The organism is Ruegeria sp. BG6 (genome assembly GCF_056538465.1).
In genome coordinates this window covers 419,322-435,415 of the sequence record NZ_JBQFTB010000001.1, presented here as the reverse complement: position 1 = coordinate 435,415, position 16,094 = coordinate 419,322, and the positions used below count along the sequence as shown (strand labels likewise).

The 16,094-nt window shown below is 56.8% G+C and carries 17 protein-coding genes and 1 pseudogene; 9 read left to right on the top strand and 9 right to left on the bottom strand.

From position 1 onward, the window contains the following. Positions 1 to 24: 24 nt before the first annotated feature. Positions 25 to 1,170, bottom strand: coding sequence for a tRNA 2-thiouridine(34) synthase MnmA (mnmA, locus tag ACR0JW_RS02190; RefSeq protein ID WP_480713543.1), 1,146 nt, complete (start codon positions 1,168 to 1,170; stop codon positions 25 to 27). Positions 1,171 to 1,299: 129 nt separating this feature from the next. Here mnmA and sciP point away from each other — a divergent pair, with 129 nt between their 5' ends. From sciP to ACR0JW_RS02165, 5 genes are all read left to right on the top strand, one after another. After that, the gene (gene sciP / locus ACR0JW_RS02185) at positions 1,300 to 1,593 is read left to right on the top strand and encodes a CtrA inhibitor SciP (RefSeq protein WP_170619092.1); all 294 of its coding nucleotides are present in this window, start codon (positions 1,300 to 1,302) and stop codon (positions 1,591 to 1,593) included. 83 nt (positions 1,594 to 1,676) lie between these two features. Then, a complete protein-coding gene (ctrA, locus tag ACR0JW_RS02180; RefSeq protein ID WP_170677042.1) occupies positions 1,677 to 2,393 on the top strand; it encodes a response regulator transcription factor CtrA in 717 nt (238 codons plus the stop codon). A 122-nt stretch (positions 2,394 to 2,515) separates the two neighbouring features. Beyond that, a complete protein-coding gene (gene ligA, locus ACR0JW_RS02175; protein WP_170824547.1) occupies positions 2,516 to 4,768 on the top strand; it encodes an NAD-dependent DNA ligase LigA in 2,253 nt (750 codons plus the stop codon). After that, positions 4,765 to 6,855, top strand: coding sequence for an ATP-dependent DNA helicase RecG (recG, locus tag ACR0JW_RS02170; RefSeq protein ID WP_170677046.1), 2,091 nt, complete (start codon positions 4,765 to 4,767; stop codon positions 6,853 to 6,855). Before ligA ends, recG begins: the two co-directional genes overlap by 4 nt. An 82-nt stretch (positions 6,856 to 6,937) precedes the next feature. After that, on the top strand, positions 6,938 to 7,090 hold the full coding sequence (locus ACR0JW_RS02165) for a hypothetical protein (protein WP_170676223.1): 153 nt from the start codon (positions 6,938 to 6,940) through the stop codon (positions 7,088 to 7,090). A gap of 184 nt (positions 7,091 to 7,274) precedes the next feature. On the opposite strand, the gene ACR0JW_RS02160 is transcribed toward ACR0JW_RS02165, so the two are convergent. Beyond that, on the bottom strand, positions 7,275 to 7,913 hold the full coding sequence (locus ACR0JW_RS02160) for a MarC family protein (protein WP_170615071.1): 639 nt from the start codon (positions 7,911 to 7,913) through the stop codon (positions 7,275 to 7,277). A gap of 59 nt (positions 7,914 to 7,972) precedes the next feature. Then, positions 7,973 to 8,425: an iron-sulfur cluster assembly scaffold protein gene (locus ACR0JW_RS02155; protein ID WP_170677048.1), complete on the bottom strand. Its 453-nt coding sequence runs from the start codon at positions 8,423 to 8,425 to the stop codon at positions 7,973 to 7,975. A gap of 48 nt (positions 8,426 to 8,473) precedes the next feature. On the opposite strand from ACR0JW_RS02155, the gene hisI reads away from it, so the two are divergent. Continuing rightward, a complete protein-coding gene (gene hisI / locus ACR0JW_RS02150; protein ID WP_170677050.1) occupies positions 8,474 to 8,863 on the top strand; it encodes a phosphoribosyl-AMP cyclohydrolase in 390 nt (129 codons plus the stop codon). A gap of 6 nt (positions 8,864 to 8,869) precedes the next feature. Here hisI and gluQRS read toward each other — a convergent pair whose 3' ends face one another. The 4 genes from gluQRS to ACR0JW_RS02130 all read right to left on the bottom strand — a co-directional run bounded on the left by gluQRS (position 8,870) and on the right by ACR0JW_RS02130 (position 12,851). Further along, a complete protein-coding gene (gluQRS, locus tag ACR0JW_RS02145) occupies positions 8,870 to 9,787 on the bottom strand; it encodes a tRNA glutamyl-Q(34) synthetase GluQRS (RefSeq protein WP_170824546.1) in 918 nt (305 codons plus the stop codon). Continuing rightward, positions 9,784 to 10,398, bottom strand: a complete 615-nt coding sequence (locus ACR0JW_RS02140) for a methyltransferase domain-containing protein (protein ID WP_170677054.1) — start codon at positions 10,396 to 10,398, stop codon at positions 9,784 to 9,786. Before ACR0JW_RS02140 ends, gluQRS begins: the two co-directional genes overlap by 4 nt. 37 nt (positions 10,399 to 10,435) lie before the next feature. Then, positions 10,436 to 11,776 carry a methylenetetrahydrofolate--tRNA-(uracil(54)-C(5))-methyltransferase (FADH(2)-oxidizing) TrmFO gene (gene trmFO / locus ACR0JW_RS02135; RefSeq protein WP_170677056.1) on the bottom strand — a complete coding sequence of 447 codons (1,341 nt, stop codon included), beginning with the start codon at positions 11,774 to 11,776 and terminating at the stop codon, positions 10,436 to 10,438. Positions 11,777 to 12,038: 262 nt separating this feature from the next. Then, positions 12,039 to 12,851 carry an enoyl-CoA hydratase gene (locus tag ACR0JW_RS02130; RefSeq protein WP_480713542.1) on the bottom strand — a complete coding sequence of 271 codons (813 nt, stop codon included), beginning with the start codon at positions 12,849 to 12,851 and terminating at the stop codon, positions 12,039 to 12,041. Positions 12,852 to 12,881: 30 nt separating this feature from the next. Here ACR0JW_RS02130 and ACR0JW_RS02125 point away from each other — a divergent pair, with 30 nt between their 5' ends. Beyond that, positions 12,882 to 13,325, top strand: a complete 444-nt coding sequence (locus tag ACR0JW_RS02125) for a PaaI family thioesterase (RefSeq protein ID WP_170677060.1) — start codon at positions 12,882 to 12,884, stop codon at positions 13,323 to 13,325. 58 nt (positions 13,326 to 13,383) lie between these two features. Here ACR0JW_RS02125 and ACR0JW_RS02120 read toward each other — a convergent pair. Further along, positions 13,384 to 13,497 (bottom strand): annotated as a pseudogene (locus tag ACR0JW_RS02120) (DUF1127 domain-containing protein); the annotation flags it as partial. A 119-nt stretch (positions 13,498 to 13,616) separates the two neighbouring features. On the opposite strand from ACR0JW_RS02120, the gene ACR0JW_RS02115 reads away from it, so the two are divergent. Then, positions 13,617 to 15,020 (top strand): aminotransferase-like domain-containing protein, encoded by a 1,404-nt coding sequence (locus ACR0JW_RS02115; RefSeq protein ID WP_480713541.1) that lies wholly within the window; start codon positions 13,617 to 13,619, stop codon positions 15,018 to 15,020. Positions 15,021 to 15,023: 3 nt separating this feature from the next. On the opposite strand, the gene ACR0JW_RS02110 is transcribed toward ACR0JW_RS02115, so the two are convergent. Continuing rightward, complete coding sequence (locus ACR0JW_RS02110; RefSeq protein WP_170677064.1) at positions 15,024 to 15,389, bottom strand: nuclear transport factor 2 family protein; 366 nt, start codon at positions 15,387 to 15,389, stop codon at positions 15,024 to 15,026. 242 nt (positions 15,390 to 15,631) lie between these two features. Between ACR0JW_RS02110 and rplM the strand changes: the two genes are divergently transcribed. Continuing rightward, positions 15,632 to 16,090 (top strand): 50S ribosomal protein L13, encoded by a 459-nt coding sequence (rplM, locus tag ACR0JW_RS02105; RefSeq protein WP_039536983.1) that lies wholly within the window; start codon positions 15,632 to 15,634, stop codon positions 16,088 to 16,090. The last annotated feature ends 4 nt before the right edge of the window (positions 16,091 to 16,094 follow it).

Here is a 16,094-nt window from a genome sequence, read left to right as displayed (position 1 = left end):
GACAGACTGTGACCAGACGCCACGTCAGTATCCTCGCCAGATCCATCCGCCGCCAAAAATGCGGCTTCCATCTGTTTCATAGAACACACAAGCCTGACCGGGCGAGATGCCTTCCTCCGGGGTCAGCAACTCCACCTCGGCGGTCGTGTCCGACAGAGGCCTGACAATCGCTTCGCGCGGTGGGCGGGTCGAACGAACCTTGACCGAGACATGCCATTCTTTTTGTGACGTGAACGGCGTGTCTCCCAGCCAGTTGATCTCGCGGACGGGAACGGTACGTGTGGCCAGCATTTCCTTGGGACCAACAACAACCTGTTTGTTGTTCACATCCAGTTTGACGACATAAAGCGGCTCGCTCAGCCCACCGATGCCCAGCCCACGCCGCTGGCCAATGGTGTAGTGAATGACGCCGTTGTGCTGTGCCAGAACACGACCGTCCGCATGAACAATTTCACCCGGTTCGGCAGCTCCGGGGCGCAGCTTTTCGATCACGCTGGCATAGTTTCCATCAGGAACAAAACAGATGTCCTGACTGTCCGGTTTATCTGCAACGGACAGACCATACTGCGCGGCCATCTCGCGGGTTGCGTCCTTGGAAGGCAGGTGCCCCAAAGGGAAACGCAGGAAATCCAGTTGTTCCGGCGTGGTCGAGAACAGGAAATAAGACTGATCGCGGTTTGCATCTTCAGCGCTGTGCAGCTCGGGCCCATTGGGACCAACCTTGCGCTGGATGTAGTGGCCGGTTGCCATGCAGTCGGCCTCGAGATCCTTAGCGGTTTCCAGCAGATCCTTGAATTTCACACGCTCATTGCAACGAATACAGGGAACGGGCGTTGCGCCCGCCAGATAACTGTCAGCGAACTCGTCGATCACTGCGTCTTTGAAGATGTTTTCGTAGTCCAGCACGTAATGCGGGAAGCCCCGCTCTTCGGCCACGCGACGTGCATCGTGAATATCGATACCGGCACAACAGGCACCCTTCTTGGCCAGTGCCGCGCCGTGATCGTAAAGCTGCAGCGTTACGCCCACGACGTCATACCCCTGATCAGCCAGATAGGCGGCCACAACAGAGCTGTCGACACCACCGGACATGGCCACGACCACCCGGGTTTCCGAGGGCGGTTTGGCAAATCCAAGCGAGTTCAGCGGAGTCTCGGTATCGAGGGCCATGGCATTTCCAGTGCGGATTAAGAAAGACCGGCAGAATATAGGAAAATTCTAGACACTCTCAAGGGGCGGTTTCATGTGGCTTTAAGTATGCTGGACGCAGCTTTGTCGCAGCAGAAAGTGAGGCGAACGATGTATTTGCACAAAGTTGAGGGGCCAAGATCGGTAACCCTGCCGGATGGAACGGTTTTATCACGGGCTGATCTGCCTCCGGCGGAAACGCGCCGCTGGGTCGCCTCGCGCAAGGCAACTGTCGTTCGGGGCGTTGTGTATGGGCTGATTACCCTATCGGACGCAAAGAAACGATATGGAATCAGTGACGAGGAATTCAATGGGTGGGTCGCCGCCGTCGCAGACTACGGCGTGGACGCATTAAAAGTGACAGCGTTAAAAAAATATAGACAACCCAAGGTAGAGCATGAATAAATGATTCAACGGTAACACCGGGTTAACTATTTTTGATCAAGGTTGAATTGAAATTGCAGTATTGACCTGAATTGGAGCAGTGAATGCGTATACTTCTTGTCGAGGATGATCCGACAACGTCCAAAAGCATCGAACTGATGCTGACACATGCCAACCTGAACGTTTACGCAACGGATCTCGGCGAAGAAGGCATCGATCTGGCAAAGCTTTATGACTACGACCTGATATTGCTGGACCTCAACTTGCCGGACATGACCGGACATGAAGTGTTGCGGCAATTGCGGATCGCTCGGGTCGAAACTCCGATCCTGATTCTCTCGGGCGCGGACGATACTGAAAGCAAAATCAAAGGGTTCGGTTTTGGTGCCGATGACTATCTGACCAAACCTTTCCATCGTGAAGAGTTGGTTGCCCGTATTCACGCGATCATTCGGCGCTCGAAGGGGCATTCACAGTCCGTCATTCACACCGGGCGTGTCGCGGTCAACCTTGACGCAAAAACTGTTGAGGTCGAGGGGAAAGCTGTTCACCTGACAGGCAAAGAATATCAAATGCTCGAACTGCTGAGCCTTCGAAAGGGAACAACCCTGACAAAGGAGATGTTTCTAAATCATTTATACGGCGGAATGGACGAACCGGAACTTAAGATCATTGATGTCTTCATTTGCAAGCTACGCAAGAAACTGAGCAATGCAACCGGAGGTGAAAATTACATCGATACGGTTTGGGGGCGGGGCTATGTTTTGCGCGATCCGCAAAACAACAGCCTCGATGAAACCCGCATGGCAGTCGGCGCCTGAGCGAAATCTGAAAATGCCGCTGCCGGTTCAGGGCGGCACCCTCACTCACGAACAGCACGACTGGACCTGGCCATGACCTCGCCCTATCACTGAGGTCCAAGATCACGTGACAGGGCGAGGCCATGAGCAACTCCATTTCGGTAACCGACCTGACAGAACAGGAAGCGCAGGAAGAACTGGCGCGCCTTTCTGACCTTTTGCTGCGCGCCAATACCCAATACCACACAGAAGACGCGCCCGAGATTTCGGATGCGGAATACGACCAGCTCAAGCGCAGAAACGCAGAAATCGAGGCGCGTTTTCCGAATCTGAAACGTCCGGACAGCCCAAGCGAACAGGTTGGTGCGCGCGTCGCTGAAGGGTTTTCCAAAGTTGCACATTCTGTGCGGATGATGTCGCTGGGCAATGCTTTTGACGACGAAGACGTCAGGGATTTTGATCGTTCGATCCGGAAATACCTGGGGTTGCGGGATGATGCGCCGCTTGCCTTCACTGCAGAACCGAAGATTGACGGTCTGTCCTTGTCCTTGCGGTATGAGGGTGGAAAATTGGTTCAGGCCGCAACGCGTGGCGACGGTGAGGTGGGCGAGAACGTAACCGAAAACGCGCGCACGATTTCGGACATTCCTCAAACCATTGAAGACGCACCCGAAGTTCTCGAGGTTCGGGGTGAGGTCTACATGTCACACGTCGATTTCGACGACCTGAATGCGCGTCAGTCACAGGCTGGCGACAAAACATTTGCCAATCCCCGCAACGCCGCGGCCGGGTCTTTGCGTCAGTTGGATGCCTCAATTACTCGGACGCGCCCGTTGCGGTTCTTTGCCTATGCCTGGGGCGAATCGTCGGAACCTTTGGCCGACACGCAAATGGCCGCAATTGAACGTCTTGCAGGTTTTGGGTTCGCCACAAATACGCTGACGCGGCTGTGTGAAACAACCGGTCGGATGCTGGACCATTATCGGGACATCGAGGCGCAACGCGCAACGCTTGGCTATGACATCGACGGCGTTGTTTACAAGGTGAACGAACTGGCGCTTCAGGCCCGGCTTGGGTTTCGGTCGACCACACCACGCTGGGCGGTGGCGCACAAGTTTCCCGCAGAACTGGCCTGGACCCGGCTTGAGGCCATCGATATTCAGGTCGGCCGAACCGGCGCGCTCAGCCCCGTGGCCCGGCTGCACCCAGTGACGGTTGGCGGGGTCGTCGTTTCCAACGCAACGCTGCACAACGAAGACTACATAGCCGGTCGCGATGCAAAAGGCGGAACAATCCGAGATGGCAAAGATATTCGGGTTGGCGACTGGGTTCAGGTCTATCGGGCAGGCGATGTGATCCCAAAAGTGGCGGACGTGAATCTGTCAAAGCGTCCCGTCGACTCTGTTGTTTTCGAATTTCCAACACGGTGCCCTGAATGCGGAAGCGAAGCGATCCGGGAGGACGGGGATGCGGTTCGCCGCTGCACGGGAGGTTTGATTTGCCCGGCACAGGCCGTTGAAAAGCTGAAGCATTTTGTATCTCGTAAGGCTTTCGATATCGAAGGTCTGGGCGCCAAACAGATCGAGATGTTTCATGACGACCCGACGCTACCGATCAACACACCTGCGGACATCTTCACTCTGAAAGAGCGTGACGCCAAAAATCTGGCGCGGTTGAAAAACAGGGATGGGTGGGGCGAGACCTCGGCCGGAAATCTGTTTGAAGCGATTGAGGAGAAGCGCACGATCCCGTTGGCGCGACTACTGTTTGCGCTGGGGATACGCCACGTTGGTGAAGTGGGCGCACGGGATCTTGCGTTGTTCTATCGGGATTGGGAAGCGATGGCGCAGGCCATTGATGCAGCCCGGGCGGCTGCTCTGGCCCAACGCGCCGCGGATGAAGCAGAGGAGGCTGAGCGTCTATCCGCGACAGCCGGCAACCGAAGAGCACGGATCAAGGAGGCGCGCGATGCCGCGATAATCGGGTCGGATGTCCCGAAGACGGCCGCGCAGGCCTGGTCCGATCTGACCGGCATTGACGGCATCGGTGCGACTTTGGGGCTGTCCCTGTCCGATGCTTTCGCAAACTCGGAAGAGCGTCAGGCGTTTGACGATTTGCGCAGACACCTGACGATCATACCGCCGGAGGCCCCGGCATCCGACAGCCCGGTTGCCGGAAAAACGGTTGTATTCACCGGAACGCTTGAAAAGATGACGCGTGCGGAAGCCAAAGCTCGGGCAGAAGCGTTGGGTGCCAAGGTTTCAGGTTCGGTCAGTCAGAAAACCGACCTGCTTGTGGCTGGTCCCGGCGCGGGGTCAAAGGCCAAGAAAGCGGCGGATCTTGGGATCACGACGTTGGATGAAGACGGCTGGCTACAGCTGATCGGGGATGCATGAGCGGCCGCCCTGAACCCCTGTTTCCACTTTTCGCCCGGCTTGAAACACTTGAAGGTGTCGGTCCGAAAACAGCTCAGTTGATGGGGCAGATCGGAATCGAGTCACCTCGTGACGTTTTGTTTGCTCTGCCATATGCCGTCATTGACCGGCGGCGGCGTGACACTATTCAGGGTGCAAACCTGCCAACAACACTGACGGTCGAGGTCACGGTCGGCACGCATCGCCCCCCAAGAACGAAAGGCGGCGCGTATCGTATTCACGTCGAGGACAGTCAGGCCGATTTCCAGCTGGTGTTTTTTCACGCGCGTGGCGACTACCTTACGAAAATTCTGCCGCCAGGGGCACGCAGGTTGGTGTCAGGTAAACTGGAGCTGTTCGACGGAGTGGCGCAGATGGTACACCCCGATCACGTGGTTTCGCCGGAACAGGCCGGAGAGCTGCCGGAGTTTGAACCTGTCTATCATCTGACCCAAGGCGTGACCCAGAAGACCGCATACAAGGCGGCGCATAGCGCCTTGGCCCGCGCTCCGGATTTGGACGAATGGATCGATCCGGCTCAGGTGGCGCGTCAGAACTGGCAGGGCTGGAAAACGGCCATCCAGTCGGCACATCATCCGCAAGGGGCAGATGACGTAGCAATGTTTGCACCCGCGCGTGAGCGTCTGGCTTATGACGAATTGCTGGCCCATCAGTTGACGCTGGCCCTGGCCCGAAGCCGGGAAAGGAAGTCGCGCGGAATTGTCAGCAGGGCAACCGGCGTTTTGCAATCGAAGGTGCTGAGCACCCTGCCATATCGCCCCACAGGTGCACAATTGCGGGCCATCGAGGAGATTTCCGCCGACATGGCGTCAGCCGCACGAATGAACCGTTTGCTGCAGGGGGATGTTGGCGCCGGCAAAACGTTGGTCGCTTTCATGGCGTTGCTGATCGCGGTCGAGGCGGGCGGGCAGGGCGTCATGATGGCGCCGACCGAGATTCTAGCTCGGCAGCATCTGGAGGGATTGCGCCCACTCGCTGACGAGGCTGGTGTCGTGCTGGAAATCCTGACCGGACGGGACAAAGGCGCTGAACGCAAAGCCAAGCTGGCCGCGCTGAGAAAGGGTGATATTCAGATACTTGTCGGCACGCATGCCGTTTTTCAGGGCGATGTGGAATTCAAAGCCCTGCATTTGGCCATTGTGGATGAGCAGCACAGGTTTGGTGTGCGCCAGCGAATGGAATTGTCGGACAAGGGGAAGGGCGCCGATGTCCTTGTCATGACCGCCACGCCGATTCCGCGCAGTCTGGCGCTTGCGCAATACGGAGACATGGATGTCTCGGTGCTGGATGAAAAGCCGCCCGGACGCAAGCCTGTCAAAACAGCCGTTGTCAGCACGCAACGCATGGATGAGGTTGTGGCCCACCTGAGGCACGCCATCGAAGAAGGCAGGCAGTGCTATTGGGTTTGCCCCCTGGTGGACGAATCCGAGGTTTCAGACCTGACTGCTGCCGAGGAACGGTTCAAGCGGCTGCGCGCGATACTGGGGGATGACGTGGTCGGCCTAGTGCATGGACAAATGCCCCCGGCCGAAAAAGACGCCGCGATGGATGCCTTTCAATCTGGCAACACCAAAGTTCTGGTAGCAACGACGGTGATCGAGGTGGGCGTAAACGTTCCAAATGCCACGATCATGGTAATCGAACGCGCCGAGATATTCGGGCTGGCGCAATTGCATCAATTGCGTGGGCGGGTCGGCAGGGGCCAGGACGCATCCACCTGTCTGTTGATGTATCAACCACCGCTGAGCGAAGGCGGGCGCAAACGTCTTGAAGTCTTGCGCGAGACGGAGGACGGGTTTCGCATATCTGAGACCGACCTGCAGATGCGAGGAGCCGGGGATCTGATTGGAACCGCGCAATCCGGTTTGCCGAAGTTCCGTATTGCCGATCTGGAACGTCAGGCCGGATTGATGGCGGTTGCCCAGTCAGACGCCAGGGCATTGCTGTCTGCGGATCCGGATTTGACGTCAGACCGGGGCAAGGCCGCGCGAGTTCTGCTATGGCTGATGAAACAGGATCAGGCCATCCGTTTGATTTCAGTAGGTTAGGTGAGAAGTTCCGTTTGGTTCACAAATGTTCTCAAAAAGTTCTTTACCGACTCGGCAAAATATGAGAACAAAAGGTCAACAAATGATTAAAGCCCTGACCGGAGGTGAACCCATGCTGACCCAGATCAAATCCGCCATTACCCGCTCGCAAGCCACACTTGTTCAGGATGCGGCGGGCGCGGTGTCACTGGTCGTCATGCTGGTGGTTGCCCTTCACCTTCCCGTGGGTTTCTAAGCCTTTCTGCCTGCGATCTCGTGCCGATTAAGCCGCGCTTGTTTCCCCATTTCAGTCAAGGGTGACCTGCCTGTCCCAATTCCCTTGAGGGGCCATGCCTCGGCCCCACGCGGATATCCGGACCCCCACGAGAAACGCATTACCTGCCGCCGCCCTTTCCGCCCGGAAGGTGCGGCGGTTTTTTTTACAACTGGCCCGTTCTGAAGATTTCCATTAGCGCCGATAGAACTGAATTGACCGCAACCGAGGCCAGGATCATTCCCATGACGCGACTGATGATGGCCGATCCGGAATGCCCGATGACACGGATGATGGGGTCGGCCAATAACATCAATACCGCGGCGATTGCCAAAACCACCAGCATCACCAGCGCAGTAATTCCCTGATCCGCAAAGCTGTATCGATTGTTGTCGGTTAGAATGACGACAGCCAGCATTGCGCCGGGTGACGCCAAGGACGGCACCGCCAGTGGAAAGATTGCCGGGTTGGGTTTACTTGTGCTGATTGCAGAATCCTCTTCGACCAGGCGCTGATCGGTTTCCGATTTACTTTCCCCGAAAATCATCGTCAGCGCGAACAGGAACAGGATGATCCCCCCGGCCACCTGAAACGAGTTCAGGCCGATATCCAGCGCTTCGATCAGCAATTGACCGAACACAAGAAAAAACAGCAACACACCGGCACTGATCAACGCAGCGAGTAATGCCGTCTTGCGACGTGCCGAAGCCTCGATACCCGCCGTGACGGCAACAAAGACTGGAATTGTACCGATCGGGTCGATCACAACCCAAAGGGTCACGAAATGCTCAAGTAAATTATCCAAAACTCTCTCTCCCCAATTTCAGCCCGGAGACTAGAGAGATTTTCAAAAAAATACCACGTTCAGGCGCAGTTGGCCTGTTCTGCTTTTTCCATCGCCTCGGCCGTCGCGTCCAACGCCAGCAAGATCGAGGCATGCCGGTTCTTGTAATCGCGGGCAGGCATCAGCACCTCAAGCCCTTCAAACGGCGCGTCGGGAGCAGGGCCTGCTTTTTTCAACATAGCCGACAACTGTTCGCGCGCCAGTTCCACTTGCGCCCGGGTCGCGCCAATAATGGCCTGACCCACAACCGAAGCAGAGGCTTGCCCAAGCGCGCAGGCTTTCACATCCTGTCCAAAATCAGAAATCCGCCCATCGCGCAGTTTGACGTCAACGGTGACAGTGGACCCGCACAACGGCGACCTTTTCTTGACGCTCGCGTCAGGGTGATCCAGCCGGTCCAAATGCGGAATATCCGATGCAAGCGCCAGAATGCGGCCGGAATAGAGCTTGATTAGATCGTTCTCGCCGGACATGGCTTTTCCTCATTGGCTGTTCCCCATACATAGTGGCCAGCCCTCCGGATGCAAAAGGTTTTTGTCATGTCTGAAACACCCGTCTTTGATCCGTCCAACCTGAAATACAACGAATCCGGTCTGGTCCCCGCCATCGCTCAAGATGAGCAGACAGGCGACGTTCTGATGATGGCATGGATGAACGCTGAAGCCATTCAGCGCACGCTGGATACGCACCGCGTTACGTATTGGTCCAGATCCCGTCAGTCCTTCTGGGTCAAGGGTGAAACCTCGGGGAACGTCCAGGAACTGGTGGATTTCCGGGTCGATTGCGACCGGGATTGCCTGTTGGTTCTTGTGCGCCAGACAGGACCGGCTTGTCATACCAACAGGCGCAGTTGTTTCTACACAGCCGTAAGAGATGGCAACGAAGTAGAATTGATGGCCCCGATGTCGTAGCGGCCGCTATAGCCCGACCATCGCACGGATGTCGCCGGGGCTGGCCCCTTCTGCGCGGTATTTCGCGATCGCCCTGGCATCGTCGCGCTTGGCCAACCGTTTGCCGGTATCATCCCGGATCAGGCGGTGATGGTGATAGAATGGCGTCGGCAGACCAAACAGCGACTGCAGCAGAACATGTATTCGGGTGGCTTCGAACAGGTCCTGTCCGCGAACAACATGCGTGACGCCCTGTGCCGCATCATCCAGAACGACGGAAAGGTGGTATGAGGTTCCCATATCACGCCGGGACAGGACTACATCACCGATGCAGGTTTCCATCTCCTCCGGAGTGAACTCAATCACTCCGGTCTCGCCGTTCGGGCCTTCACCCAATTCCGTGAAACTCGCTATCGATTTCACCGGTCCTCCTGGTATCGTGCGGTCTTTGAAAAGGCTGGCGGCTTTTTTGGTTGCTGCCGAGATGTCCAGACGAAGCGGTGTGTCCGTTGGCCGCCTGTCTCCGCCTGGACCTCGTTCTTTCAGAGTTCCACGACACGTTCCGGGGTAGATGATTCCATCCGGACCATGCAACGGCGCACCTTCTTGTGGGGCGCTGGCGGCAGCCAGAACGTCCCTTCGATTGCACGTACAAGGGTAAAGCAGGCCCTGAACCCAAAGATCATCAAGCGCTTTTTCATAAATTGCCGTACGCGCGGATTGGCGCATGACTGGTTCAGGCCAATGCAGGCCCAGCCATCTCAGGTCCTCATAAATCTGGTCTTCCCACATCAACCGCGATCTGGAACGGTCGATATCTTCAATGCGCAGAAGAAACTCTCCGCCTTCGGCAATGGCCATTTCACCGGCAAGCAAGGCAGAGTACGCGTGCCCCAGATGTAACGGACCTGTGGGTGAAGGAGCAAACCGGGTTACAAAAGTCACGTCTTTTCTACGACATACACTTCGGAGTTCAGGTCCAGGCCGGGCAGGTGCGGACCGTATTCGCGGAACAATAGGCGCGCCGCGCCCATATCCAGCCAGTCATTCAATCGAACGGTGTAAGTATGATCCGCAAGCGCATGATCGTTAAAAGAAAATGCAAGCAACCCACCCATGGGAAGCGCATGCATCAGCATATCCAATGTCTCGGGCGGGGCTGCGCCGATGCCGATCACGCCAATCGCTGTGATTGCCTTGTACTCACCAGCCGTCAAAGGTTTTGAGTTTGTGATGTCGAAGGTCTTCAGGTTGCGATAAACCCCCTTGGCCTTGGCGCCCTCTAGCATCTGCGGCGTCGGGTCAGCACCGTCGACGATCTGAAAACCGGCATCCCTTAATGCGACGCCGGACAGGCCTGTGCCGCACCCGTAATCAAGAATTGGTGTCTGCGCCTCAGGCATTTTGGACCAAAGCGCTTCGGCAACACGTCCCGGCGTGGCATAGCCATTGGCGCCAACCTCGTCATCGTAGGACGGGGCCCATTTCTGATAATGTGCCCGGGTTTCCTGTGGGCTATCCAGATCGTAAGTGTCTTTGAGGTATTTGTCGCTCATACCGGTATGTTAGGCCCGGTTTGCCCGGCGCGTCCAGTCACCAATGCGCAAGCCAGTTCTTCCATTCGGTTTTGGCTCGGTCAGTGTAGGCTTTGTAACGGTCCTTTCGCCCGCGCCGTCCGCCTTTAAGGCCGTCAACTGGGCGAAACAGGCCGAAATTTACGTTCATCGGCTGGAAAGTCTTGGCCTCGGCCCCTCCGGTGATGTGATGGATCAGGGCACCCATGGCACTGTCCTGCGGCACTTCAGGTTTGGAAAGACCCATGATTTCAGCGGCGGCCAAACGACCGGCCAACAGACCCATGGCCGCGCTTTCGACATAGCCTTCAACGCCCGTGATCTGGCCAGAAAATCGGATATTTGGTTTGGATTTCAGTCGCATCTGCGAATCCAGCAGTGTCGGAGAGTTGATAAAGGTGTTTCTGTGAATTCCACCCAGACGCGCGAAACTGGCGTTCTCCAGCCCCGGGATCATGCGAAACACCTCGGTCTGGGCCCCGTACTTCATTTTGGTCTGGAAGCCGACGATGTTGAACAGCGTTCCCAGCGCGTTGTCGCGGCGCAACTGAACCACCGCATGGGGTTTCACGTCCGGTTGATGCGGGTTGGTCAGGCCAACTGGCTTCATGGGCCCGTGCCGCAAGGTTTCACGACCGCGTTCCGACATGACCTCAATCGGCAGGCAGCCATCAAAATACCCTGCGGTTTCACCTTCGTGAAACTCGGTTTTGTCCGCAGCCAGCAACGCATCGATGAACGCCTCATACTGATCGCGATCCATGGGGCAGTTCAGGTAGGCCGTTCGTTCTTCTTCGGTTTCGCCCTTGTCATAGCGCGACTGCATCCAGGCCCGGCTCATATCGATGCTGTCGGCGTAGACGATGGGCGCGATGGCATCGAAAAAGGCCAGCGACTCGGCTCCGGTCTCTTTGCGGATGGCTTCACCCAATTCCGGCGATGTCAGCGGCCCGGTCGCAAAGATCCATTGTCCGTCATCGGGCAGGGCGGTGATTTCCTCTCCGGTGATTTCGATACGAGGGTGCGCCCGCAATTTGGCGGTAACATCCTCGGCAAACGGATCGCGGTCAACCGCCAGCGCGCCACCGGCGGGCAGCCGATGCGCATCTGCGGTTGTCATGATCAACCCGTTTGCGGCGCGCATTTCCCAGTGCAGCAGACCGACGGCGTTCTGTTCATCGTCATCCGACCGGAAAGAGTTCGAACAAACCATCTCGGCCAGATTGCCGGTCTGATGCGCAAATGTGCCCACCTTGGGCCGCATTTCGTGAATCACGACTTCCACGCCAAGCTCCGCAGCCTGCCAGGCCGCCTCGGACCCGGCCATGCCGCCGCCCACGATATGCAGTTTCTGTGTCATAAGCTGCCACATAGGGCAGAGTGCTGACCGACGCAACAGAACTACGCGCGTCGTATAATGTGCGGATTGCGAGGGGGATCTTGGGGTCGCCGCTGCGGGAATGTCTACGCCGGTGAGAGAGACCAGCTCGGAGGGACCTTCCGCCCACGGCGACCCAAAAGTATCGTTGAGGCCTTAGCCTCGACCCAGCTTTGCCACAGTGTCGCCCTTTTGAAAAGTGCAAAAATACGGACAGTGAGGAAAAAAATGTAAAACAATTGCCTCATTGCTGCCAATTTGGCGGCCGTTTTTCGATAAAAGCCGAGATTCCTTCCTCGGTATCCCGATGCAGCATATTTTCCGCCATTACGTCGCCGGCATAGGAATAGGCCTGCTGGATCGGCATTTCGAGTTGCTGGTAAAACGCCTCTTTCCCAATTTTTACGGCGGTTCCGAGTTTGGTCGCCAGGTGTTCGGCCAAAGACATCGTTTCATGTTCCAACAGCATTTCCGGCACTGCCCGATTCACAAGCCCCAGCTCAGCTGCCCTTTCGGAAGAAATGAAGTCGCCGGTGGTCAGCATCTCGAATGCATGCTTGCGCGGGATGTTACGGCTAAGCGCAACCATCGGCGTTGAACAGAAAAGCCCGATATTTACCCCATTGACGCCAAACCGCGTGCCTTCGGCCGCAATCGCCAGATCGCAAGTCGCGACAAGTTGGCAGCCTGCGGCGGTCGCGATGCCATGTACCTGCGCGATGACGGGCTGGGGCAGGGACTGGATGGACATCATCATTCGGGCACACCGCGCGAACAGGTCCTGAAAATACCCCCGCCCACGGTCCGGGGCCTGGCGACCGGCGGTCATCTGCTTCAGGTCGTGTCCTGCGCAAAATGCCTTCCCGGCACCGGAAAGGATCACTGCGCGGATCGAGGCATCGGATTTAAGTGCGTCAAGCTCGGCCTGCAGCGCCGCCAGCATTTCGTCGCTCAGGGCATTCAGGCGTTCGGGCGCGTTCATTTTCAGATGTGCGATTGCGCCGGTGTCGTTACGTTCCAGAATTGCCATCTTGCCCTCCTGCTGGCTGTGCGCCAACTCTAGGGCGACAAGGCGAGGAGTGGAAGTATGTCGTTGGCGCTGAACAAAAAAGAACTGTCTGATTATCTGGCGCAGGTATTTCCGCAGGTTCGCGAGGATTTCATTGTCGAGGAATTGTCTGACGACTCGGTCAAAATGCGCCTGGTTGTTGCTGACCGGCACCTTCGGCCCGGCAGCACAGTTTCTGGCCCTTCCATCTTTGCGCTCGCCGATGTCAGTGTCTACGCGATGGTTCTGGCCAGAAAAGGGCGGCAGGCTTTGGCGGTTACGACCAGCGCTTCAATGGATTTCCTGCGCAAACCCGATGGCGGTGCGGACATGATTGCACATTGTAGTTTGCTGAAACTGGGGCGGACATTGGCTGTCGGTGATGTTCTGATGTTTTCAGAAGGCTCGGACAAACCCGTCGCGCGGGCCAGCATGACATACTCTCTTCCGCCGGAAGGATCGGCTGCGGCCGCTTTTGGATAAAAAAGGCCGGGGGCATGCCCCGGCCAGGGAAGAGGTCCCATAATGGGACTGGGGATTTCTAGTTCATCCAGAAATAGCGTTTGGTTTCGCGATAGGCCTGATGCCGGGTCAAACCGACATCCTGCAGCAATTTATCGTCCAGCTTTCCAAGATTGACGCGGCTGCGGCGGGGTTGTGCATTGCGCGTGTCATGTCATGGTTCCTTTCAAATTGTATTGACACAAAGCGAAAATGTTCGGTACATATGCTTGATACATTCAGGATTGTGTCAAAATAAAGGGAAGAATTGTAATGGATACAATTTGGCCAGAGTCATTGCCGAAATCCAAAGGTCCCAAGTATACATTGGTGGCCGACACAATCCGAAAAGCTATTGATAACAATATACTGGAAGTTGGTGCGAAACTACCTCCGGTCCGCGAGCTTGCGTATCGACTGCAGATCACGCCCGGCACTGTTGCACGCGCTTATACGATTCTGACGGACGAGGGCTTGCTACACGCCGAGGTCGGGCGTGGTACATTTGTAGCCCCGCCACAATCGCCCATTCTGGACGATGTCTGGGCCAGGCAGCTGCATTTGCGGGATGACAAGTACAACGCAAATGTAAGTCTGTTCAGCCCGCGCCTGGCCGATGCAGGGCAGGTGGCTTTGATCCGGGAATGCCTCCAGAAGGTGGCTCAGTCCGATCCCGGCCTTTTCCTGAATTACCCAACGCGTGACGCGTACAAGCCGATGCGGCAGGCGGTGGTCGACTGGCTTTCAGATCTTCCGCTGGGCACATTGACCCATGATGACATTGTACTGACACACGGCGGACAGAACGGGCTGTGCCTGGTGTTTCAGACTATCTTGCGTGGCCCCAAGCCGGTCGTTCTGGTCGAAGACTTGTCTTACGCCGGGTTCCGCCGGGCCGGAGAGTTGATGCGCGCGCAAGTTGTCGGCGTCAAAATGGACCGGTGGGGAATTGATCCGGACGCGTTGGAGCATGTTTTGCGCCAGACCCCGGCACAGGCTGTCTGCGTCTCGCCCGAAGTACAAAATCCGACCGGATCACACACGCCACTGGAACGCCGAAAAGAGGTTGTCGAGGTCGCCCGCCGCTATGACGTTCAGATCATCGAGGACGATTGTTATCGCATGGGGGACGCCCGCGAGCCAAGCTATCGCGCGTTGGCGCCCGAAAGGGGATGGCACGTTTCTTCGATCTCGAAAATTCTGACGCCGGCTCTGCGGGTCGGGTTCGCCATCGCACCAAGGGAGCGTAGCGTGGATCTGCGCCGTTCAGCAGAATACGGATATTTTGGCCTGGCACAGCCTTTGGCCGAACTGACGCGTCTGTTGCTGTCAGATCCCCGAACCCGAAAGGTGACGCAGGATGTGCGCAAGCGGATGGGGGAATATGTGCGCGTTGCGGTAAACGCACTGGGCGGCTTCGATCTGAACTGGGCACCGGACGTGCCGTTTGTCTGGCTAAACCTTCCATCGGGGTGGCGCGCCGCAGCCTTCAGCCGCGCGGCAGAGCGTGAAGGAATTCAGTTGCGCTCGGCAGACGAGTTCGCCCTGCGCGATGGTCGCGCCCCGAACGCGGTACGCATTGCCATGAACGGGCACGTGTCACTTGAACGATTTGAAGATGCGATGCACCGCTTACGGGCTCTGCTAGACAACCCACCCGAACAAATCAGTGTCTGATTGCTAAGGCAGAGGCGATGGGTCCCCGAAGAATCCGGCCAAATGCGCAATTTTTCCTTGTGCATCCAGATGAACAAAATCATGTCCCGCAACCATGACCGAGCCACCGGGCGCCACCATGTGCCACGTAAAATGGACCACGTCATGATGTGATGTCGGGCTGCTGGTAATGTCGACGCGGCCATTCGCATCCTTCAGGACATTCCCAATATGCGCGCACAATTCCTTTCGGCCCGAAACATCAGCGGTTGGATCTACATATCTACCATTTTCCGCGAAGCACTGCGTCAGCAATTCAAGGCGCTTATTCGCATCAGTTTCCTGCCAGGCAGCTCCATACTTGGCTATTGTCCGGGTCAGTTCCTTCATGTGACTTCTCCGCATCCAAGAGACATGACATACCTGAGACTGTATCAGTGTGGTGAATGATGGCCATTTTGGAACAAGTTTTTTGGGGTAAAATAGTACCTATTTTTTAACCTGCTGTAATTACTTAATTAAATCACGTTTACATGTATTGACCGGGGGTTGCAGTAGGTCTAAACCCCATCCATCGAATTCGGGCCGCTCCGCCAGGGGCGGTCTTTCACATCAAACAGGACTATCCTGCCATGAAAACCTTTTCTGCAACACCTGCAGACATCGACAAGAAATGGATCCTGATCGACGCCGAGGGCGTTGTTCTGGGCCGTCTTGCCTCGATCGTCGCCATGCGTCTGCGTGGCAAGCACAAAGCGTCGTTCACCCCGAACATGGACATGGGCGACAACGTCATCGTAATCAACGCTGACAAAATCCAGATGACCGGCAAGAAGCGCGAAGAGAACTTCTACTGGCATACTGGCCACCCGGGCGGCATCAAATCGCGCACCAAGCAGCAGATCCTCGAGGGTGCACACCCCGAGCGCGTCGTGACCCAGGCGGTCAAGCGCATGCTGCCGGGCAATCGTCTGGCGCGCCAGCAGATGACCAACCTGCGCGTTTACGCCGGTGCCGAGCACCCGCACGAAGCCCAGGCCCCCGAAGTTCTGGACGTTAAGTCCATGAACAAGAAAAACACCCGGAGCTAATGAC

Coding starts and splice junctions, on each gene's coding strand:
- ACR0JW_RS02140 (WP_170677054.1), bottom strand. CDS start 10,398: ATGAGCGACAAATACCTCAAAGACACTTACGATCTGGATAGCCCACAG.
- ctrA (WP_170677042.1), top strand. CDS start 1,677: ATGCGTATACTTCTTGTCGAGGATGATCCGACAACGTCCAAAAGCATC.
- ACR0JW_RS02115 (WP_480713541.1), top strand. CDS start 13,617: ATGGATACAATTTGGCCAGAGTCATTGCCGAAATCCAAAGGTCCCAAG.
- ACR0JW_RS02155 (WP_170677048.1), bottom strand. CDS start 8,425: ATGTCCGGCGAGAACGATCTAATCAAGCTCTATTCCGGCCGCATTCTG.
- ACR0JW_RS02110 (WP_170677064.1), bottom strand. CDS start 15,389: ATGAAGGAACTGACCCGGACAATAGCCAAGTATGGAGCTGCCTGGCAG.
- rplM (WP_039536983.1), top strand. CDS start 15,632: ATGAAAACCTTTTCTGCAACACCTGCAGACATCGACAAGAAATGGATC.
- ACR0JW_RS02165 (WP_170676223.1), top strand. CDS start 6,938: ATGATTAAAGCCCTGACCGGAGGTGAACCCATGCTGACCCAGATCAAA.
- sciP (WP_170619092.1), top strand. CDS start 1,300: ATGTATTTGCACAAAGTTGAGGGGCCAAGATCGGTAACCCTGCCGGAT.
- hisI (WP_170677050.1), top strand. CDS start 8,474: ATGCAAAAGGTTTTTGTCATGTCTGAAACACCCGTCTTTGATCCGTCC.
- mnmA (WP_480713543.1), bottom strand. CDS start 1,170: ATGGCCCTCGATACCGAGACTCCGCTGAACTCGCTTGGATTTGCCAAA.
- ligA (WP_170824547.1), top strand. CDS start 2,516: ATGAGCAACTCCATTTCGGTAACCGACCTGACAGAACAGGAAGCGCAG.
- ACR0JW_RS02125 (WP_170677060.1), top strand. CDS start 12,882: ATGTCGTTGGCGCTGAACAAAAAAGAACTGTCTGATTATCTGGCGCAG.
- trmFO (WP_170677056.1), bottom strand. CDS start 11,776: ATGACACAGAAACTGCATATCGTGGGCGGCGGCATGGCCGGGTCCGAG.
- recG (WP_170677046.1), top strand. CDS start 4,765: ATGAGCGGCCGCCCTGAACCCCTGTTTCCACTTTTCGCCCGGCTTGAA.